The organism is Amycolatopsis sp. NPDC051903 (assembly GCF_044452505.1).
In the GTDB taxonomy this organism is placed as follows: domain Bacteria; phylum Actinomycetota; class Actinomycetes; order Mycobacteriales; family Pseudonocardiaceae; genus Amycolatopsis.
On the sequence record NZ_JBITBT010000028.1, the window covers coordinates 23,051 to 38,497 of the forward strand.

Annotated in this window: 18 protein-coding genes and 1 pseudogene; 13 read left to right on the forward strand and 6 right to left on the reverse strand. The window is 72.6% G+C overall.

What is annotated here, in order from left to right:
• The first annotated feature begins 54 nt into the window (after positions 1-54).
• The 6 genes and pseudogenes from ACIA77_RS37790 to ACIA77_RS37815 all read left to right on the forward strand — a co-directional run bounded on the left by ACIA77_RS37790 (position 55) and on the right by ACIA77_RS37815 (position 4,556).
• The gene (locus tag ACIA77_RS37790; protein ID WP_395890903.1) at positions 55-585 is read left to right on the forward strand and encodes a MarR family winged helix-turn-helix transcriptional regulator; all 531 of its coding nucleotides are present in this window, start codon (positions 55-57) and stop codon (positions 583-585) included.
• A gap of 101 nt (positions 586-686) precedes the next feature.
• Positions 687-1,298, forward strand: a pseudogene (pgsA, locus tag ACIA77_RS37795) (phosphatidylinositol phosphate synthase); the annotation flags it as partial.
• A gap of 167 nt (positions 1,299-1,465) precedes the next feature.
• Positions 1,466-2,377 carry a phosphatidylinositol mannoside acyltransferase gene (locus ACIA77_RS37800; protein ID WP_395890904.1) on the forward strand — a complete coding sequence of 304 codons (912 nt, stop codon included), beginning with the start codon at positions 1,466-1,468 and terminating at the stop codon, positions 2,375-2,377.
• Between the two features lie 16 nt (positions 2,378-2,393).
• On the forward strand, positions 2,394-3,539 hold the full coding sequence (locus ACIA77_RS37805) for a glycosyltransferase family 4 protein (RefSeq protein ID WP_395890986.1): 1,146 nt from the start codon (positions 2,394-2,396) through the stop codon (positions 3,537-3,539).
• Positions 3,536-4,024, forward strand: a complete 489-nt coding sequence (locus ACIA77_RS37810) for an NUDIX hydrolase (protein WP_395890905.1) — start codon at positions 3,536-3,538, stop codon at positions 4,022-4,024. The genes ACIA77_RS37805 and ACIA77_RS37810 overlap by 4 nt, the downstream gene beginning before the upstream one ends.
• A 19-nt stretch (positions 4,025-4,043) precedes the next feature.
• Positions 4,044-4,556: an XdhC family protein gene (locus ACIA77_RS37815; RefSeq protein ID WP_395890906.1), complete on the forward strand. Its 513-nt coding sequence runs from the start codon at positions 4,044-4,046 to the stop codon at positions 4,554-4,556.
• A gap of 293 nt (positions 4,557-4,849) precedes the next feature.
• On the opposite strand, the gene ACIA77_RS37820 is transcribed toward ACIA77_RS37815, so the two are convergent.
• Together ACIA77_RS37820 and ACIA77_RS37825 are read right to left on the reverse strand one after the other, a co-directional pair.
• Entirely contained in the window at positions 4,850-6,961 is a 2,112-nt protein-coding gene (locus ACIA77_RS37820; protein ID WP_395890907.1) for an elongation factor G-like protein EF-G2, read from the reverse strand.
• Between the two features lie 203 nt (positions 6,962-7,164).
• Complete coding sequence (locus ACIA77_RS37825; RefSeq protein ID WP_395890908.1) at positions 7,165-7,404, reverse strand: hypothetical protein; 240 nt, start codon at positions 7,402-7,404, stop codon at positions 7,165-7,167.
• 49 nt (positions 7,405-7,453) lie between these two features.
• Between ACIA77_RS37825 and ACIA77_RS37830 the strand changes: the two genes are divergently transcribed.
• Positions 7,454-8,419, forward strand: coding sequence for a DUF5937 family protein (locus ACIA77_RS37830; protein ID WP_395890909.1), 966 nt, complete (start codon positions 7,454-7,456; stop codon positions 8,417-8,419).
• Between the two features lie 3 nt (positions 8,420-8,422).
• Here the strand turns inward: ACIA77_RS37830 and ACIA77_RS37835 are convergent, their stop codons facing one another.
• Together ACIA77_RS37835 and ACIA77_RS37840 are read right to left on the reverse strand one after the other, a co-directional pair.
• Entirely contained in the window at positions 8,423-8,743 is a 321-nt protein-coding gene (locus ACIA77_RS37835) for an AzlD domain-containing protein (RefSeq protein ID WP_395890910.1), read from the reverse strand.
• Complete coding sequence (locus ACIA77_RS37840; protein ID WP_395890911.1) at positions 8,743-9,438, reverse strand: AzlC family ABC transporter permease; 696 nt, start codon at positions 9,436-9,438, stop codon at positions 8,743-8,745. Before ACIA77_RS37840 ends, ACIA77_RS37835 begins: the two co-directional genes overlap by 1 nt.
• A gap of 70 nt (positions 9,439-9,508) precedes the next feature.
• Here ACIA77_RS37840 and ACIA77_RS37845 point away from each other — a divergent pair, with 70 nt between their 5' ends.
• Positions 9,509-10,072 carry a helix-turn-helix domain-containing protein gene (locus tag ACIA77_RS37845; RefSeq protein WP_395890987.1) on the forward strand — a complete coding sequence of 188 codons (564 nt, stop codon included), beginning with the start codon at positions 9,509-9,511 and terminating at the stop codon, positions 10,070-10,072.
• 4 nt (positions 10,073-10,076) lie between these two features.
• Here ACIA77_RS37845 and pdxS read toward each other — a convergent pair whose 3' ends face one another.
• The gene (pdxS, locus tag ACIA77_RS37850; RefSeq protein WP_395890912.1) at positions 10,077-10,991 is read right to left on the reverse strand and encodes a pyridoxal 5'-phosphate synthase lyase subunit PdxS; all 915 of its coding nucleotides are present in this window, start codon (positions 10,989-10,991) and stop codon (positions 10,077-10,079) included.
• Between the two features lie 443 nt (positions 10,992-11,434).
• Here pdxS and pdxT point away from each other — a divergent pair, with 443 nt between their 5' ends.
• The 3 genes from pdxT to ACIA77_RS37865 all read left to right on the forward strand — a co-directional run bounded on the left by pdxT (position 11,435) and on the right by ACIA77_RS37865 (position 13,678).
• Positions 11,435-12,079 (forward strand): pyridoxal 5'-phosphate synthase glutaminase subunit PdxT, encoded by a 645-nt coding sequence (gene pdxT, locus ACIA77_RS37855; RefSeq protein WP_395890913.1) that lies wholly within the window; start codon positions 11,435-11,437, stop codon positions 12,077-12,079.
• A gap of 61 nt (positions 12,080-12,140) precedes the next feature.
• The gene (locus ACIA77_RS37860; RefSeq protein WP_395890915.1) at positions 12,141-12,896 is read left to right on the forward strand and encodes a YebC/PmpR family DNA-binding transcriptional regulator; all 756 of its coding nucleotides are present in this window, start codon (positions 12,141-12,143) and stop codon (positions 12,894-12,896) included.
• A 260-nt stretch (positions 12,897-13,156) separates the two neighbouring features.
• Positions 13,157-13,678 (forward strand): DUF4262 domain-containing protein, encoded by a 522-nt coding sequence (locus ACIA77_RS37865; protein WP_395890916.1) that lies wholly within the window; start codon positions 13,157-13,159, stop codon positions 13,676-13,678.
• A gap of 4 nt (positions 13,679-13,682) precedes the next feature.
• Here the strand turns inward: ACIA77_RS37865 and ACIA77_RS37870 are convergent, their stop codons facing one another.
• Positions 13,683-14,132, reverse strand: a complete 450-nt coding sequence (locus tag ACIA77_RS37870; protein WP_395890917.1) for a cupin domain-containing protein — start codon at positions 14,130-14,132, stop codon at positions 13,683-13,685.
• Positions 14,133-14,206: 74 nt separating this feature from the next.
• Between ACIA77_RS37870 and ruvC the strand changes: the two genes are divergently transcribed.
• Both ruvC and ruvA read left to right on the forward strand, forming a co-directional pair.
• A complete protein-coding gene (gene ruvC, locus ACIA77_RS37875) occupies positions 14,207-14,848 on the forward strand; it encodes a crossover junction endodeoxyribonuclease RuvC (protein WP_395890918.1) in 642 nt (213 codons plus the stop codon).
• On the forward strand, positions 14,845-15,441 hold the full coding sequence (gene ruvA / locus ACIA77_RS37880) for a Holliday junction branch migration protein RuvA (protein ID WP_395890919.1): 597 nt from the start codon (positions 14,845-14,847) through the stop codon (positions 15,439-15,441). The genes ruvC and ruvA overlap by 4 nt, the downstream gene beginning before the upstream one ends.
• Positions 15,442-15,447: the final 6 nt, after the last annotated feature.

Below are 15,447 nucleotides of genomic sequence, written 5' to 3' on the forward strand. Positions count from 1 at the left end.
GCGGGAGTGTACGGACGCGGTAATTGAGCCCTCAATCAGGGGTAGCATGGTGGTATGTCCGAACCTCGATGGCTCACCGACGAAGAGCAGCAAGTCTGGCGTGATTTCTCCCAGGCGGCCGCGATGCTGCAGGCGCACCTCGAGGGTCAGCTGCAGCACGAATCGGGCATGCCGCACACGTACTACGAGGTCCTCGTCTCGCTGTCGGAGGCCGAAGACCGCCGGCTGCGCATGAGCGAGCTCGCCGACGCCCGCCGGTCGTCGCGCAGCCGTCTCTCGCACGCGGTGGCGCGCCTGGAGGCGAAGGGCTGGGTGCGGCGCGAGTCGTGCCCCACCGACAAACGCGGCGCGTGGGCCGTGCTCACCGACGCCGGCTTCGCGGCGCTGCAGGAAGCCGCGCCCGGGCACGTCGAAGCCGTGCGCGAAAGCCTGTTCGACCCGCTGACGCCGCACCAGGTGCGGCAGCTGGGGGAGATCAGCAAGGCGGTGCTGGCCCGCCTGTCGCCGCGCTGCGCGGCCGCGGCGGAGGCCGCCGAGGCGGGCGAATTCGTGGCCCCGGTCGTCGAACTGCCGAAATCCGGCTGATCGCCCGGCGGGTCGCGGGGCGGGGACGTGGGGCCCGCGCGCCGGGGTCGATAGGCTTTCGTGGCCCACCCACCCCCTAGTCAGGTGCACCAGACGACGAGATGCTCAACATTTTCGCCCGTGCTTCAGTCTCCCGCGTCACCGACCCGATCGGCCGGACGCTGGTCCGCGTCGGACTGACGCCGAACGCGATGACCGTGATCGGCACCGCGGGTGCCGTGGCGTGCGCGCTCGCCTTCTTCCCGCAGGGGCTCCTGCTGTGGGGGACGTTCACCGTGTGGGGGTTCGCGATGCTGGACCTCCTCGACGGCGCGATGGCCAGGGCCCGCGGCTACGGCACGCCGTTCGGCGCGGTCCTCGACGCGACCTGCGACCGGCTCGTCGACGGCGCGCTGTTCGCCGCGATCGCCTGGTGGTGCTTCGCCGTCGACGACAACAACCGCGCCGGTGCCGCCGCCCTCATCTGCCTGGTGCTCGCCCAGGTGATCTCCTACGTGAAGGCCCGCGCCGAGGCGTCGGGCCTCGAAGCCGACGGCGGGCTCATCGAGCGCGCCGAGCGGCTCATCATCGCGCTCGTCGGCACCGGCCTGCACGGATTCGGCCTGCCTTACACGGTCGAGATCACGCTGTGGCTGCTCGCGGTGCTGTCCGCGGTCACGCTCGTGCAGCGCGCCGCCGCCGTCGCGAGCGCCGCCCGGGCCGCGACAGCCGCACAGTCAGCGCAGTCACCGCAGTCACCGCAGTCACCGCAGTCACCGCAGGCCACGCCACCCGCTCAGACCACGGATGCGGAGCGAGCCGCGTCCGCGGACAGCGAGCCGACCACCTCGGCACCCGCCGAACAGCCGGCCGGCGACGTGCAGCCAGGCGGGGCGAAGCCGTGAGCGCGCTGTCCCAGCGGCTCGGTGAGTTCGGCTACGCGACGGGCTGGCGGCTCGCGCGCCGGCTCCCCAGGCCGGTGGGGACGGCGGTGTTCGCGCTCGGCGCCGACGTTGCCACGCGCCGCGGCGGCGGTGGCGTGCGGCAGCTGCGCGCGAACCTCACGCGGGTCGTGCCGCAGGCCGACGAGCAGGAGCTCGACGAGCTCGTGCGCCGGGCCATGCGCTCGTACGCCCGCTACTGGTACGAGTCGTTCCGGCTTCCCTCGACCGACAAGGACAAGCTGCTCGCGAACTTCACGATCACCGGGGTCGAGAACATCGACGCCGCCCTGGCCGAGGGCAACGGTGCGGTGATCGCGCTCCCGCACAGCGGCAACTGGGACGTCGCGGGGGTGTGGCTGGCGAGGTACCTCGGCGGCTTCACGACGGTCGTGGAGCGGCTCAAACCCGAGTCGCTGTTCCGCCGGTTCGTGGCCTACCGCGAGTCGCTCGGGTTCGAGATCGTGCCGCTCACCGGGGACAGCGCGGCGATGCGCGTGCTGCTGAAGCGGTTGCGCGAGAACAAAGTCGTCTGCCTCGTCGGCGACCGCGACCTCACCACGAGCGGCCTCGAGGTGAAGTTCTTCGGCGAGCGGACGCGGATGCCCGCGGGCCCGGCCCGGCTGGCGGCGACCACCGGCGCGGCGCTGCTGCCGGTGGGGTCCTGGTACAGCGGCGACGGCTGGGAGCTGCGGGTGCACCCGCGCATCCGCGTCACCGCGCGCGCCGAGGTGCCCGCGGCCACGCAGGCGCTGGCCGACGTGTTCGCCGGCGACATCGCCGCGCACCCGGCCGACTGGCACATGCTGCAGAAGTTCTGGCTCGCCGACCTCGAGGCGGCGGAGCTCGCCGGTCTCGAAGAAGCGAGCTGACCCGGTGGCGGGCGGGCTGAAGATCGGGATCGTGTGCCCTTACTCCTTCGACGTACCCGGCGGGGTTCAGGGGCACGTGATCGACCTCGCGCGGGCGCTCATCGAGCGTGGCCACCGCGTCTCGGTGCTGGCGCCGGCCGACGAAGACGCGCAGTTGCCGGACTTCGTGCACCCCGCCGGCCGCGCGCTCGGCATCCCGTACAACGGCTCGGTCGCCCGGCTCCAGTTCGGCCCCGTGTCCTACGCGCGGGTGCGGCGCTGGATCCGCGACAACGGCTTCGACGTGCTGCACCTGCACGAACCCACCGCGCCGAGCCTGTCGCTGCTCGCGTTGAAGGTCGCGGACGGCCCGATCGTCGCGACGTTCCACACGGCCACCACGCGCTCGCGCACGCTGGCGGCGTTCCAGCCGGTGCTGCGGCCCCTGCTGGAGAAGATCACCGCGCGCATCGCGGTGTCGGTGCTCGCCCGGCGCGTGCAGGTGGAGCACGCGGGTGGCGACGCGGTGGAGATCCCCAACGGCGTCGACTCGGAGTTCTTCGCCCGCGCGACACCGCTGGAGGGCTACCCGCGCGCCGGCGGCACGGTCGGGTTCGTCGGCCGGTTCACCGAACCCCGCAAGGGCATGGACGTGCTGCTGGAGGCGGCGCGGCGGCTGCTGCCGGAGTTCGAGGAGCTGCGGCTGCTCGTCGTCGGCCGCGGTGATCCGGACCAGCTGCGCCGCATGGCGGGACCCGAGCTGTGGCCGCACGTGGAGCTGCTCGGCCAGGTCGACGACGCGACGAAAGCCCGGGCGCTGCGCAGCGTCGACGTGTACTGCGCGCCCAACACCGGGGGCGAGAGCTTCGGCATGATCCTGACCGAGGCGATGGCCGCCGGCACGCCCGTGCTGGCGAGCGGCCTCGACTCGTTCCGCCGCGTGCTCGACGACGGCAAGGCCGGGATGCTCACCACGACCGGTGACGCGGGCTCGCTCGCCGACGGCCTGCGGGAGCTCCTCGGCGATCCGGCTCAGCGCGCGTCGCTGGCCGCGGCGGCGGGGGAGCGGGTCACGGCGTACGACTGGTCGGTCGTCGTCACGCAGGTGCTGCGCGTGTACGAAACCGCGATCGCGGCCGATCCGCGGCTGGTCGTCGCGGGGGAGCGGGAGCTCGCGCAGTGACCTGGCTGGGGTGGCTGATCCCGGTGCTGGCCGCGATCGTCGTGCTCGGTGGGCTTTTCCTCGTGGCGACGGCCAACCGGCTCGACCGCCTGCACGTCCGCATGGACGCCGGCTGGGCCGCCCTCGACGCCGCCCTCGCGCGGCGCGCGGTGGTCGCCCGCGCCGTGGCCGCGGTGCTGGACGGGGACGGGACCGGGCTGCGGGTGGCCGCCGAACGGGCCGAGGGCGCGTCACGGGCCGAGCGCGAAGTGGAGGAGAACGAGCTGACGCTCGTCCTCGCGCGCGTGAGCCGGACCGGGTTGCCGGCCGCGCTCGCCGAAGAGCTCACCGACGCCGAGCACCGGGTGGTCATAGCGCGCCGCGTGCACAACGACGCCGTGCGCGACACGCTCGCGTTGCGGCGGCGGCGGAAGGTCCGGTACTTCCGCCTCGCCGGCACCGCACCGCTGCCGGAGTACTTCGAGTTCGCTGAACCCGACCTGTGACGGTGGCAGACTGAGGCGCATGACCGTCGAACCCGATGCCTGTGCCGTCGCCCATGGAGCTCCCGACCCGGACGCCGACGAGCGGACGCTGGTCGCCGTGTTCGCCTCGCCGGTGGCGCGGTACCTGCTGAGCTACGCCGCCGACCTGGGCTACCGGACCGTGCTGTTCGAGCCCGACGCCGCGCGGGCGACCGACGTGCAGACCGCGTGCGACATCCGGACCGTGCTGCCGGGGCTCGACAAGACCGCGGACGTGGTCGTGACGGACCACCACCGGGCGGAGCTCGGTGTCGTGCTGCGGGATGCGCTGGCGGGGGAGCCGCGGTGGGTGGGGGTGCTGGGGAATCCTCGGCACGAAGGGCCTCATGTGGCGGCGTTGACGGGGCTCGGGGTGGCGCCCGGGGAGATCGCGCGGGTGCATCGGCCGGTGGGGTTGAACATCGGGTCGAGGAAACCGGCGGAGATCGCGATCGCGGTGCTGGCCGGGTTGCTGGCTGATCGGAATGGGAAGCCTGGGGGGTTTGAGTTCTGAGGGTCGGGGGCGGCTCGTCGCGCGGGAGACGTTGCGGCTAGTGGGTCGCGGGTGGCTCGTCGCGCTGGCGCGCGACGTTGCGCACGAAGGGGCGGGGGCACCCCGATTTTTGATTGTTTCTACGGTTCTGGGCCGGTTGTCAAGGCTGGAATGCGTGCCTTGACAACCGGCCCAGAACCGTGAAGGGCGCGGGGATCGTGGTGCAGGGGTGGGGCTGGGTGCACTGGTGAGGTGCGTTGTCGGGTTGCGGTTGGTGGTGCGGTTTTCGTGGTGGGGTGGTTGTGCGTGGGCTTTTACGTGGGGACGGCGGCGCCTTCCGGTAGGGGTTCGAAGCGGGCGTGGTGCCTGGTGAAGGTGGCGGTGCCGGAGGTCAGCGAGCGGAGGTCGATGGCGTAGCGGAGCAGTTCCGCGGCGGGGACTTCGGTGTGGATGACCGTGCGGCCGCCTTCGCCGGATTCGGTGCCGAGGACGCGGCCGCGGCGGGAGGACAGGTCGCCGAGGACGGTGCCGAGGTGGTCGTCCGGCAGGGTGATGTCGACGGAGTCCAGGGGTTCCAGCAGGGTGATGCGGCTGGCGGCCGCGGCTTCGCGCAGGGCGAGTGCGCCGGCGGTCTGGAACGCGGCGTCGGAGGAATCGACGCTGTGCGCCTTGCCGTCCACCAGGGTCACGCGGACGTCGACGACCGGGTGGCCGTCGAGCAGTCCCCGCTTCAGCTGCGCGCGGACGCCCTTTTCCACGCTCGGGATGAACTGGTGCGGCACCGAGCCGCCGACGACCTTGTCGACGAACTCGAACCCGCCGCCGCGGGGCAGGGGCTCGACTTCGATGTCGCAGACGGCGAACTGGCCGTGGCCGCCGGACTGCTTCACGTGGCGGCCGTGCCCGCGGGCGGGCTTGGCGAACGTGGAGCGCAGGCTGATCCGCACGGGTTCGGTGTCGACGTCCGCGCCGCCGGCGCGCAGGCGCGAGAGCACCACGTCGGCGTGCGCTTCGCCCATGCACCACAGCACGAGCTGACCCGTCTCGGCGTTGCGGTCGAGCCGCAGCGTCGGGTCGCCCGCGACGAGGCGGGAGAGGTTGCGCGACAACGTGTCCTCGTCGCTGCGGGTCTTCGCGACGATGGCGACCGGCAGCAGCGGTTCGGGCATCCGCCACGGTTTCATCACCAGCGGGTCGTCGGGGGAGGAGACGGTGTCGCCCGTCTCGGCCGAACCGATCTTCGTCAGCGCGCACAGGTCGCCCGCGACGCAGTACGGCACCTCGCGCAGCGAGGAGCCGAGCGGGGAGTAGAGGTGCGCGACGCGCTCGTCGGCGTCGTGGTCCTCGTGGCCGCGCTCGGCCAGGCCGTGGCCCGACACGTGCACCGCGTGCTCCGGCCGCAGCGTCCCCGAGAACACCCGGACCAGCGACACGCGGCCGACGTAGGAGTCGACCGCCGTGCGCACGACCTCCGCGGCGAGCGGCCCGCCCGGATCGGCCGTCAGCGCGCCGTGCTCACCGCCTTCGGGCGTGGTGACCCCGGGCGGGGTGTGCTCGAGCGGCGACGGGAACGCGCGGACGATCCCGTCGAGCACCTCCGCCAGCCCGATCCCGCTCGTGGCGCACACCGGGATCACGGGGTGGAACGACCCGCGCGCCACCGCCGTCTCGAGGTCGGAGATGAGCGTGTCCTCGGAGATCTCCTCGCCGCCGAGGTAGCGCTCCATCAGGGTCTCGTCCTCGCTCTCGGCGATGATCCCCTCGATGAGCTCGTTGCGGGCCTCGGTGAGCCCGTCGAGGTCGGCCGCGTCCGGGGCGCCGACGCGCGGTGGGTAGCCGGCCGAGTAGTCGAAGTAGCGCTGGGTGATGAGCCCGACGAGCCCGTCGCGAGCGGGCAGGTACAGCGGCAGCACACCGGCGCCGAACGCGGCCTGGCACGCGGCGATCTCGGCGAGCGCGTCGGCGCGGTGGTGGTCGAGCCGCGAGACGACCACGGCCCGGGGCATCCCGACGGAGGCGCACTCCTCCCACACGGCCACGGTCGCGGCGTCGACACCTTCGGCGGCGCAGACCACGAACAGGGCGGCGTCGGCCGCCCGCAGCCCGGCGCGCAGCTCGCCCACGAAGTCGGCGTACCCGGGAGTGTCGATGAGGTTGATCTTGTGCCCCTGGTGCATCACCGGCGCCACGGACAGCCCGACGGAGCGCTGCTGGCGGACCGCGGCGGGGTCGTGGTCGCACACCGTGGTGCCCTCGACGACCGAGCCGGCGCGCGGGACGGTGCCGGACGCGGCGAGCAGCGCTTCGGTGAGAGTGGTCTTCCCGGACCCGGAGGGCCCCACGAGCACGACGTTGCGAACCTTGGCGGGGTCGTCCACAGCGACGGCGGCCCCGGTGTCGGTACTCCTGCTCTGCTTGTCGGCCATGGCGACTCCTCGGCGAACGGCTGGTGTACGCGATGTGTCCACGATCACACACCCGCTACCCTGGCCAGGGCAAGGCGGGGCGGGGTTACCACGCGTTTGCTCCGCGTTCCGGGCGCGGGTCGCCGATGGCCGAAGCACCGCCCCGTGGCCGCCGCAGTGATCAATCGATCGTGGACTCGGGCCGGCCCGAGTTCGGCGCTCGATCATGCGGCGAGCTTCCGGTGTCGCCCCATCGGGCGAAACTGCGCGCGGTGCGGGAACGCCCGAATCCGGCCGGACCCGGGTTCGAATTCGGCAGTACGGCCGACGTGAACCACCTCGATCCGGAAATGCCGGATCGCGACCGAGCAAATCACGGCGTGCGCCCTTCCCGCCCCCGAATCGTCGCCGGTGCAGCACGAACTCGGTTTCCCGCAGCGCGTCACCCCCACCTGAATGTCCACAACGGATCCTTCTACACTGCCCCGATCTCCGTTTCCTTGAGGGAGGAAAGTGCTGGATCTGGCGTGGTCGGTGGACGAACTCGCGCGAACGAGGCTCGCGTTTTCGCCGTTGTGGGAAATCGTCGCGAGCGTGCGCGTGCTGGCGCGGCCGGGGGAGCACGCGTTGCACCTGCCGTGGGTGCGCCAGGCCTCGGCGGCCCTGGCCGACGCGGGGATCGACGTGGCCCCGCTCGCCGATCTCGTCGCCGGCCGGTCCGTGCCGCGCTTCCTCGCGCCCGCGCCGAGTTCCCCGGTGCCGCAGCTGGCGGACGAGCTCGCCGACCTGCGTGACGTCTCGCCGCGCACGGTGCGCCGGGAGATCGAATCGATGGATCCGACGCGTCCGGTCTCACTCACGCGCCTGCACCGCGACCCGGAAGCCGGGCTCGACCGGCTCGCCGGCCTCATGGAGCGGTACTGGGCCGTGGCGCTGGCCCCCGCGTGGCCGCGCATGCGCGCCCTGCTCGAGGGCGACGTGCTGCACCGCTCGCGGCTGCTCGCGGCCGGCGCGGTCGAGGACCTGTTCCACGACCTCGGGCCCGCCGTGCACTGGGCCGAAGGCGCTCTCACGGTGGCCCAGCGCCGGATCCCCGCGACGGGCGCCCCGCACGGACGCGGGCTCGTGCTGGTGCCCTCGGTGTTCGTCTGGCCGCGGGTCGTTTCGCGCACCCACGCCGGCTGGCAGCCCGTCCTGCGCTACCCGGCCCGCGGCATCGCCGGCCTGTGGGAAACGGGCGGCACCACGTCTTCACCGGCCCTGCGCGGAGTGCTGGGCCGCAGCCGCAGCGCGCTGCTGACCTCGCTCGCCACGCCCGCCGACGCCGGCGACCTGGCGCGCCGAACGGGGCTGAAGCCGTGCGTTGTCGTGAAGCACCTGCAGCTGCTGCAGGCCGCGGGCCTCGTCACCGTCGCCGACGACGGTGTCTGCTCACGCACCCTCGCCGCCGAAGCTCTGGTCACTGCGGGGGCCGACTGAAGCTCAGGGGACGCCCGCGAGGCGCAGCAGCGCGGCCGTCGCCGCCGCGGCCACGACGACCACGACGAACGGCGCCTTCCGCCACGCCAGCACGCCCCCGACCAGCACCCCGGCGGGCCGGGCGAAGCCGGCGAACGCGTGGCCCTCGGTGAACGCGCTGGTCGCGACGAGCGCGGCGAGCAGCACGACCGCGGCGAGCGCCATCAGCCGCTGCGCCCGCGGCGACAGCCGCACGCGCTTGCGCAGGACCGGGCCCGCGAAGCGGAACGCGAACGTGCCCGCCCCCAGGACGACGGTGGCCACCAGCAGTTCGACGCCGTCCATCAGTGCGCTCCCTCGAGGTGCTTCGGTTCCTTCGCCGCCACCCCGATCAGCACCCCGGCCAGGGCGAGCAGCACCGGCAGCCCGGCGGGCAGGAACGGCGTCGCCACGAGCGCGATCACCACCCCCACCAGCACCGGCAGCCGCGACGCGCGGTCACGCAGCGCGGGCAGCACGAGGGCCAGCAGCACGGCCGGGAACGCCGCGTCCAGGCCGAACGCGGCGGTGTCGCTGATCGCGGTGCCGGCGAACGCGCCGAGCACGACGCCGGCGTTCCAGCACACGAACAGGCCGATCCCGCAGCCCCAGTACGCGGCTCGGCGGCGGTCGGTGTCGCGCTGGGCCAGGGCGAACGCGACGGACTCGTCGATCATCACGTGGCTGCCGGCGATCCGGGCCGCCCACCGCGAGCCGAACACGTCGCCGACCGCGAAGCCGAACGGCAGGTGCCGCGCGTTCACCAGCAGGCCGGCCACGACGGCGGCCAGCGGGTTGCCGCCGCCGGCGATGATGCCGACCAGCATGAACTGCGACGCGCCGGCGAAGACCAGCAGCGACAGCAGCATCGGGGCCCACAGCGGGAAGCCCGAGCTCACGGCGATGGCGCCGTACGACACGCCGACGAGGCCGTCGGCCAGGCAGACGAGTCCGATGTCCCGGGCGAGGTCCCGGTCGAGTGTTCGCCAAATCGAACGCATAGTGCCTTATGCTGAACACAGCACCGGGTGTTCGTCAAGACGAACGAGCAGACTGATGGAGCGAACACACATGTCGCAGGACAACGGCGGCGCGCCGCTGGAGATCATCGCCTCGTCGCTGCGCCGCGAACGCGCGCGGGCGGGTCTGTCGCTCACGGAGGTCGCCCGGCGGGCCGGCCTGGCGAAGTCCACGTTGTCGCAGCTGGAATCCGGTTCGGGCAACCCGAGCGTGGAGACGCTCTGGGCCCTCGGCGTCGCGCTCGACGTGCCGTTCTCCCGGCTCGTGGAGCCCGATCGGCCCCAGGTCCGCGTGATCCGCGCGGGCAAGGGGCCGACGGTGTTCGCCGAGCACGCCGACTACGCGTGCACGCTGCTGTCCGCGTGTCCGCCTTCGGCGCGCCGGGACATGTACGTGATCCGCGCGGAGCCGGGCACTCCGCGGCGGTCGGACCCGCACATGAACGGCGTGGTCGAGCACATCGTGATCTGCGCCGGACGGGCCCGCGTCGGCGTGACCGACGACCCGGTCGAGCTGCTGCCCGGCGACTACATCTCCTACCCCGGGGACGTGCCGCACCTCTTCGAGGCGCTGGAACCCGGCACGTTCGGGGTGGAGATCTCCGAATACTCCTGAGGGCTCACCAGCCGCGCTCGGCGAGGCGGTGCGGCTCCGGCAGCTCCTCGACGTTGATGCCGACCATGGCCTCGCCCAGGCCGCGCGACACCTTGGCCAGCACGTCCGGGTCGTCGTAGAAGGTCGTCGCCTTGACGATGGCCTCGGCGCGCTGCGCGGGGTTGCCGGACTTGAAGATGCCCGAGCCGACGAACACGCCCTCGGCGCCCAGCTGCATCATCATCGCCGCGTCGGCCGGGGTCGCGATACCGCCCGCGGTGAACAGCACCACCGGCAGCTTGCCGGCCTCGGCGACCTCCTTGACCAGCTCGTACGGCGCCTGCAGCTCCTTCGCGGCGACGAACAGCTCGTCCTCGGGCAGTGACTGCAGCCGGCGGATCTCGCCGCGGATCTTGCGCATGTGGGTGGTGGCGTTGGAGACGTCGCCGGTGCCGGCCTCGCCCTTGGAGCGGATCATCGCCGCGCCCTCGGTGATGCGGCGCAGCGCCTCGCCCAGGTTGGTCGCACCGCACACGAACGGCACGGTGAACGCCCACTTGTCGATGTGGTTGGCGTAGTCGGCCGGGGTCAGCACCTCGGACTCGTCGATGTAGTCGACGCCGAGCGCCTGCAGCACCTGCGCCTCGACGAAGTGGCCGATGCGGGCCTTCGCCATCACCGGGATCGAGACGGCCTCGATGATGCCGTCGATCAGGTCGGGGTCGCTCATGCGCGCCACGCCGCCCTGCGCGCGGATGTCGGCGGGCACCCGCTCGAGCGCCATCACCGCGACCGCGCCGGCGTCCTCGGCGATCTTCGCCTGCTCGGCGGTGACCACGTCCATGATCACCCCGCCCTTGAGCATCTCGGCCATGCCGCGCTTGACCTTGGCGGTACCGGTCACGGAGGGGGATTCGGGGGCGGTCTGCTGCTCGGACACCTCGGGGCCTTTCTCGGGGGCTTGCTCCTGCGCTTCCGAGCGTAGGTCCGTGGTGGACCGGTGAACCAGGCCAGTGGCCGGGTAATTCGGCAGTCCACTTCGCGAGTGGCCTCGACCTGCGGATCCGGCGTCCGGTCACCCCTGTCGACCGCGTCACGCCCGCGCGAAGCGGTCCTGACCTGCGCGGCTGGCAGCGGGGTATCCTGGAGGTACGGGTGGGCGCCGCAGCAGTGCGTTCCCGTTCCCGGGTGTTCGGTCGGGTGGCGAGATCCCCCTTCTGGTGGCCACTCGGTGGCGATTCGGGAAGGCCACTTCTCCTCGCCGGGCGACGGCGGACGGCGCGGTCGCTCGAGCGGGTGACGGCCGGTCGACCGCCCGCTGACCTGGCCGGAAGGCCCGCGAGGCGTCCCCCTAAGCTGAAGCGAACGTCTTTCGGGAGGTCGGTGGTGACAGCTTCGGGAGCGCGGCCGACGGTCGGCGTGCTCGCCCTGCAGGGCGCCGTGCGCGAGCACGTCGCGATGCTGGAGCGCGCGGGGGCCCACGCGGTGCCGGTGCGGCGCGAGGCGGAACTGTCCGAAGTGGACGGCCTGGTGCTCCCCGGCGGCGAGTCGACCACCATGTCGCGGCTGCTGGAGAGCTTCGAGCTGCTTGAGCCGGTGCGCGCGCGGATCGCCGGCGGGATGCCGGCCTTCGGCTCGTGCGCCGGGATGATCCTGCTGGCCCGCCAGGTGCTCGACGGGCGCCCGGACCAGCAGCAGCTCGGCGGGCTCGACGTGGTCGTCCGGCGCAACGCGTTCGGCCGGCAGGTGGATTCGTTCGAGGTGGACCTCGACTTCGCCGGCGTCGGTGACGGGCCCGTGCACGCGGTGTTCATCCGGGCCCCGTGGGTCGAGAAGGCGGGCGCGGGGGTCGAGGTACTGGCTACGGTCCCGCCCGCAGCCGTGCCCGAAGATCACGAGATGGGCGAGCCCGAGGCTAGGATCGTCGCCGTCCGGCAGGGGGCGGTGCTGGCCACGGCGTTCCACCCCGAGATCACCGGGGACGAGCGGGTGCACCGGTTGTTCGTCGAGCTCGTGCGAGAAGCCTGAGCAGGGATTGCGGCGGCCGCGCGACGAATGGTCGCGCGGCCGCGGAACAGATGGAGGAAAGATGAGCGGCCACTCCAAGTGGGCCACGACGAAGCACAAGAAGGCCAACCTCGACGCGAAACGGGGCAAGCTCTTCGCCCGGCTGATCAAGAACATCGAGGTGGCGGCCCGGACCGGCACCGGTGGTGGTGACCCCGAGGGCAACCCCACGCTCTACGACGCCATCCAGAAGGCGAAGAAGAACTCGGTCCCGCAGGACAACATCGAGCGCGCGCGCAAGCGCGGCGCCGGTGAAGAGGCCGGTGGCGCCGACTGGCAGAACATCACGTACGAGGGTTACGGCCCCAACGGCGTCGCGGTGCTGATCGAGTGCCTCACGGACAACAAGAACCGCGCCGCGATGGAGGTGCGGACCGCGCTCACGCGCAACGGCGGTTCGCTCGCCGACCCCGGTTCGGTCGCCTACATGTTCAACCGCAAGGGCGTCGTGATCATGCCGAAGGCCTCGGCGGCCGAGGACGACGTGCTCATGGCCGTGCTCGACGCGGGCGCCGAGGAGGTCAACGACCTCGACGAGAGCTTCGAGATCGTCTCCGAGGGCGGCGACCTCGTGCCGGTGCGCAAGGCGCTGCAGGAAGCCGGGTTCGAGTACGAGTCGGCGGAACTGACCTTCCTGCCGACCGTCAGCGTCCCGCTCGACGTGGACGGTGCGAAGAAGGTCTTCAAGCTGATCGACGCGCTCGAGGACTGCGACGACGTGCAGAACGTCTACGCCAATTTCGACGTCTCCGACGAGGTCATGGCTTCGGTCGACTGACGGGGGCCACCTCCCCGACGAAGTCGTGGTTTCGATCGGCTGACGGTGGTCCAGAGCGGTGTTTTCCGCTCGCAGCAAGGAATTCCGGCGCCGCGGCGAACACCGCGACCGGCGCCGGCCGGCCCCGGTCGGGCAACGGAGGAATCCGTGCCCGGCCGGGGCCGTTTCCGTCCCGATGAACGGAGCGTAGCCCGATTCCTTGCTGCGCCCCGGAAATTGCCCCGCGCCGGTACTGGGCTCAGCCGCGCGGGTGCGGCACAATGACCGCCGTGACGACCTCAGCCCTCACCGCCGAAGAGCAGCGCCTCATCGACTGGATCGAGTCCCAGGCCAAGGAGCGCGGCAACGCGGTGATCGCCGTCCCGGACGACGAGCAGGGCGCGGGCTACAGCTTCACCGCGTGCGCGTGGGCGCTGCACAACGTGCCGGAGGTCGTGGTCGTCGGCCTGCCCGGCGACGTGGGCCCGATCCTGCTCGACGCGTACGTCGACCGCGCGGCCAACGGCGAGATCTTCGAGGTCGGCAAGCGCTACGACGACTTCTTCGACGGCGCGCCCGTCGTCTTCGAGCGCGTCGCGAAGGGCCACTACCCCGAGTACTTCGGCTCGGCGTTCCTCGTCTACCCGGACGGGGATTTCCCGGCGCTGCAGGTGATCGTCGCGACGCCCGACGGGCAGTTCCCCTGGCACGACACGGCTCCCGAGGGCTTCGCCGAGTGGCAGCCGGTGCTCACCGAAAGCGGTGCGCCGGAGAGCTGGACCCCGGGCGTCGACGGGCCCTGAACACTCACGAACCGGGCAGCGCGCGCAGGTCCCCGGCCGCGGCGGGAAACCGGGCGGCGAGCGTCGCCGCGTCGGCGAACTCCACACAGTCGTCGGTGTAGGGCGGTACGACCACCGTGCCCAGCAGGCTCCACGGACTGAGCGGCACCGTCGCCTGCCAGGTCCCGGCAGGTACCACGACCTGCGGCCGCTCACCCGCGGCGACGTCGGTGCCGAGCACCGGCCGCGTCACCGAACCGCCGGGGTGCAGCAGCAGCATCCGCGCCGGCGCGCCCGCGTGGTGCACGAACACCTCGACGCGGTCGAGCCGGTGCGGTGCCGAGAACTCCGGCGCGACCAGCAGGTAGTAGATGGCCGACCCCTCGGCCGAGCGCCAGCTCTGCGCGAACCGGCCGCCTTCGACCGGCAGCGGCTGAAGACCCAGGTGGCGGATGAATTCGATCGGCTCCGGCATGGCGGCCATCCTGCCGCGCCGCCGCCCAGTAGCCTGCACCTCGAACGGATGTTCGCGCGGGTGAAGGAGAAGGTGTGCGGGTGCTCGGGGTCGACCCCGGTCTGACCAGGTGCGGTCTCGGCGTGGTCGACGGTGGCAGGGGCCGGGCCGTCCGCGCGGTGGCCGTGGGCGTCGTGCGCACCCCGGCGGACTCCGACCTCGCGCAGCGGCTGCTCGGCATCGCCGACGAGGTCGAGACCTGGCTGGACCGGTACAAACCCGAAGCCGTCGCCGTCGAGCGCGTGTTCGCGCAGCACAACGTCCGCACGGCCATGGGCACGGCGCAGGCCGGTGGCGTCGTCGCGCTGGCCGCGGCCCGGCGCGGGCTGCCGGTCGTGTTCCACACCCCGAGTGAGGTCAAGGCCGCCGTCACCGGCTCGGGCCGTGCCGACAAAGCGCAGGTCACCGGCATGGTGATGCGTCTGCTCAGCCTCGAGGTGAAACCGCACCCCGCCGACGCGGCCGACGCACTGGCGCTGGCCATCTGCCACCTCTGGCGCGAGCCCATGCGGGTCCGCCTCGCCGAGGCGGAAGCGCGCGCGGCCGAGCTCGCCCGCGCGCACAAGGCGCGGCTCGCGGCCGCCGCGAAACAGGCCGGCGTCGGCGCCCGCACCCCGGTGCGGCGCGCGGCCGGCCGGACCCCGAGCAAGCTGGACGACACGGGAGCCCCACGATGATCTCCTCCGTACGCGGTGAAGTGCTGTCCGTCGGCCTGGACCACGTGGTGGTCGAGGTCGGCGGGGTGGGTTTCGCCGTGCAGGCCACGCCGGCGACGCTCGCCACGCTGCGCCGCGGTGAGCAGGTGCGCTTGCACACCGCGCTGGTCGTGCGCGAGGACTCGCTGACGTTGTTCGGCTTCGCCGACGAAGACGCGCGCGAGCTGTTCGGCCTCCTGCAGACCGTGTCGGGCATCGGCCCGCGGCTCGCGCTCGCGACACTGGCCGTGCTCGAGCCCGACAAACTGCGTGCGGCGCTGGTGGAAGGCAACATCACCGTTCTCACGCAGGTGCCCGGCATCGGCCGCAAGGGCGCCGAGCGCCTCAGCCTCGAGCTGCGCGACAAGGTCACCGCGCTCGGTGCGACGGGTGAGGCGCCGGTGGTGTCCGCGCCCGGCGCCCTGCGCGCCGAGGTCGTGGAAGCGCTGGCGGGCCTGGGTTTCCCGGCGAAGCAGGCCGAGCAGGCCGTGGACCGCGTGCTCGCCGAGGGCGACGGGCACACCACGGCGTCGGTGCTGCGCGCGGCGCTGGCGATGCTCGGGCGGAAGCGGTAACCGGTG

What these genes read in the sequence shown, in the direction of transcription:
- ACIA77_RS37790 (WP_395890903.1), top strand. Translation starts at nt 55, where the DNA reads ATGTCCGAACCTCGATGGCTCACCGACGAAGAGCAGCAAGTCTGGCGT.
- ACIA77_RS37815 (WP_395890906.1), top strand. Translation starts at nt 4,044, where the DNA reads ATGACCGTCGAACCCGATGCCTGTGCCGTCGCCCATGGAGCTCCCGAC.
- ACIA77_RS37820 (WP_395890907.1), bottom strand. Translation starts at nt 6,961, where the DNA reads ATGGCCGACAAGCAGAGCAGGAGTACCGACACCGGGGCCGCCGTCGCT.
- ACIA77_RS37835 (WP_395890910.1), bottom strand. Translation starts at nt 8,743, where the DNA reads ATGGACGGCGTCGAACTGCTGGTGGCCACCGTCGTCCTGGGGGCGGGC.
- ACIA77_RS37840 (WP_395890911.1), bottom strand. Translation starts at nt 9,438, where the DNA reads ATGCGTTCGATTTGGCGAACACTCGACCGGGACCTCGCCCGGGACATC.
- ACIA77_RS37845 (WP_395890987.1), top strand. Translation starts at nt 9,509, where the DNA reads ATGTCGCAGGACAACGGCGGCGCGCCGCTGGAGATCATCGCCTCGTCG.
- ACIA77_RS37860 (WP_395890915.1), top strand. Translation starts at nt 12,141, where the DNA reads ATGAGCGGCCACTCCAAGTGGGCCACGACGAAGCACAAGAAGGCCAAC.
- ACIA77_RS37865 (WP_395890916.1), top strand. Translation starts at nt 13,157, where the DNA reads ATGACCGCCGTGACGACCTCAGCCCTCACCGCCGAAGAGCAGCGCCTC.
- ACIA77_RS37870 (WP_395890917.1), bottom strand. Translation starts at nt 14,132, where the DNA reads ATGCCGGAGCCGATCGAATTCATCCGCCACCTGGGTCTTCAGCCGCTG.
- ruvA (WP_395890919.1), top strand. Translation starts at nt 14,845, where the DNA reads ATGATCTCCTCCGTACGCGGTGAAGTGCTGTCCGTCGGCCTGGACCAC.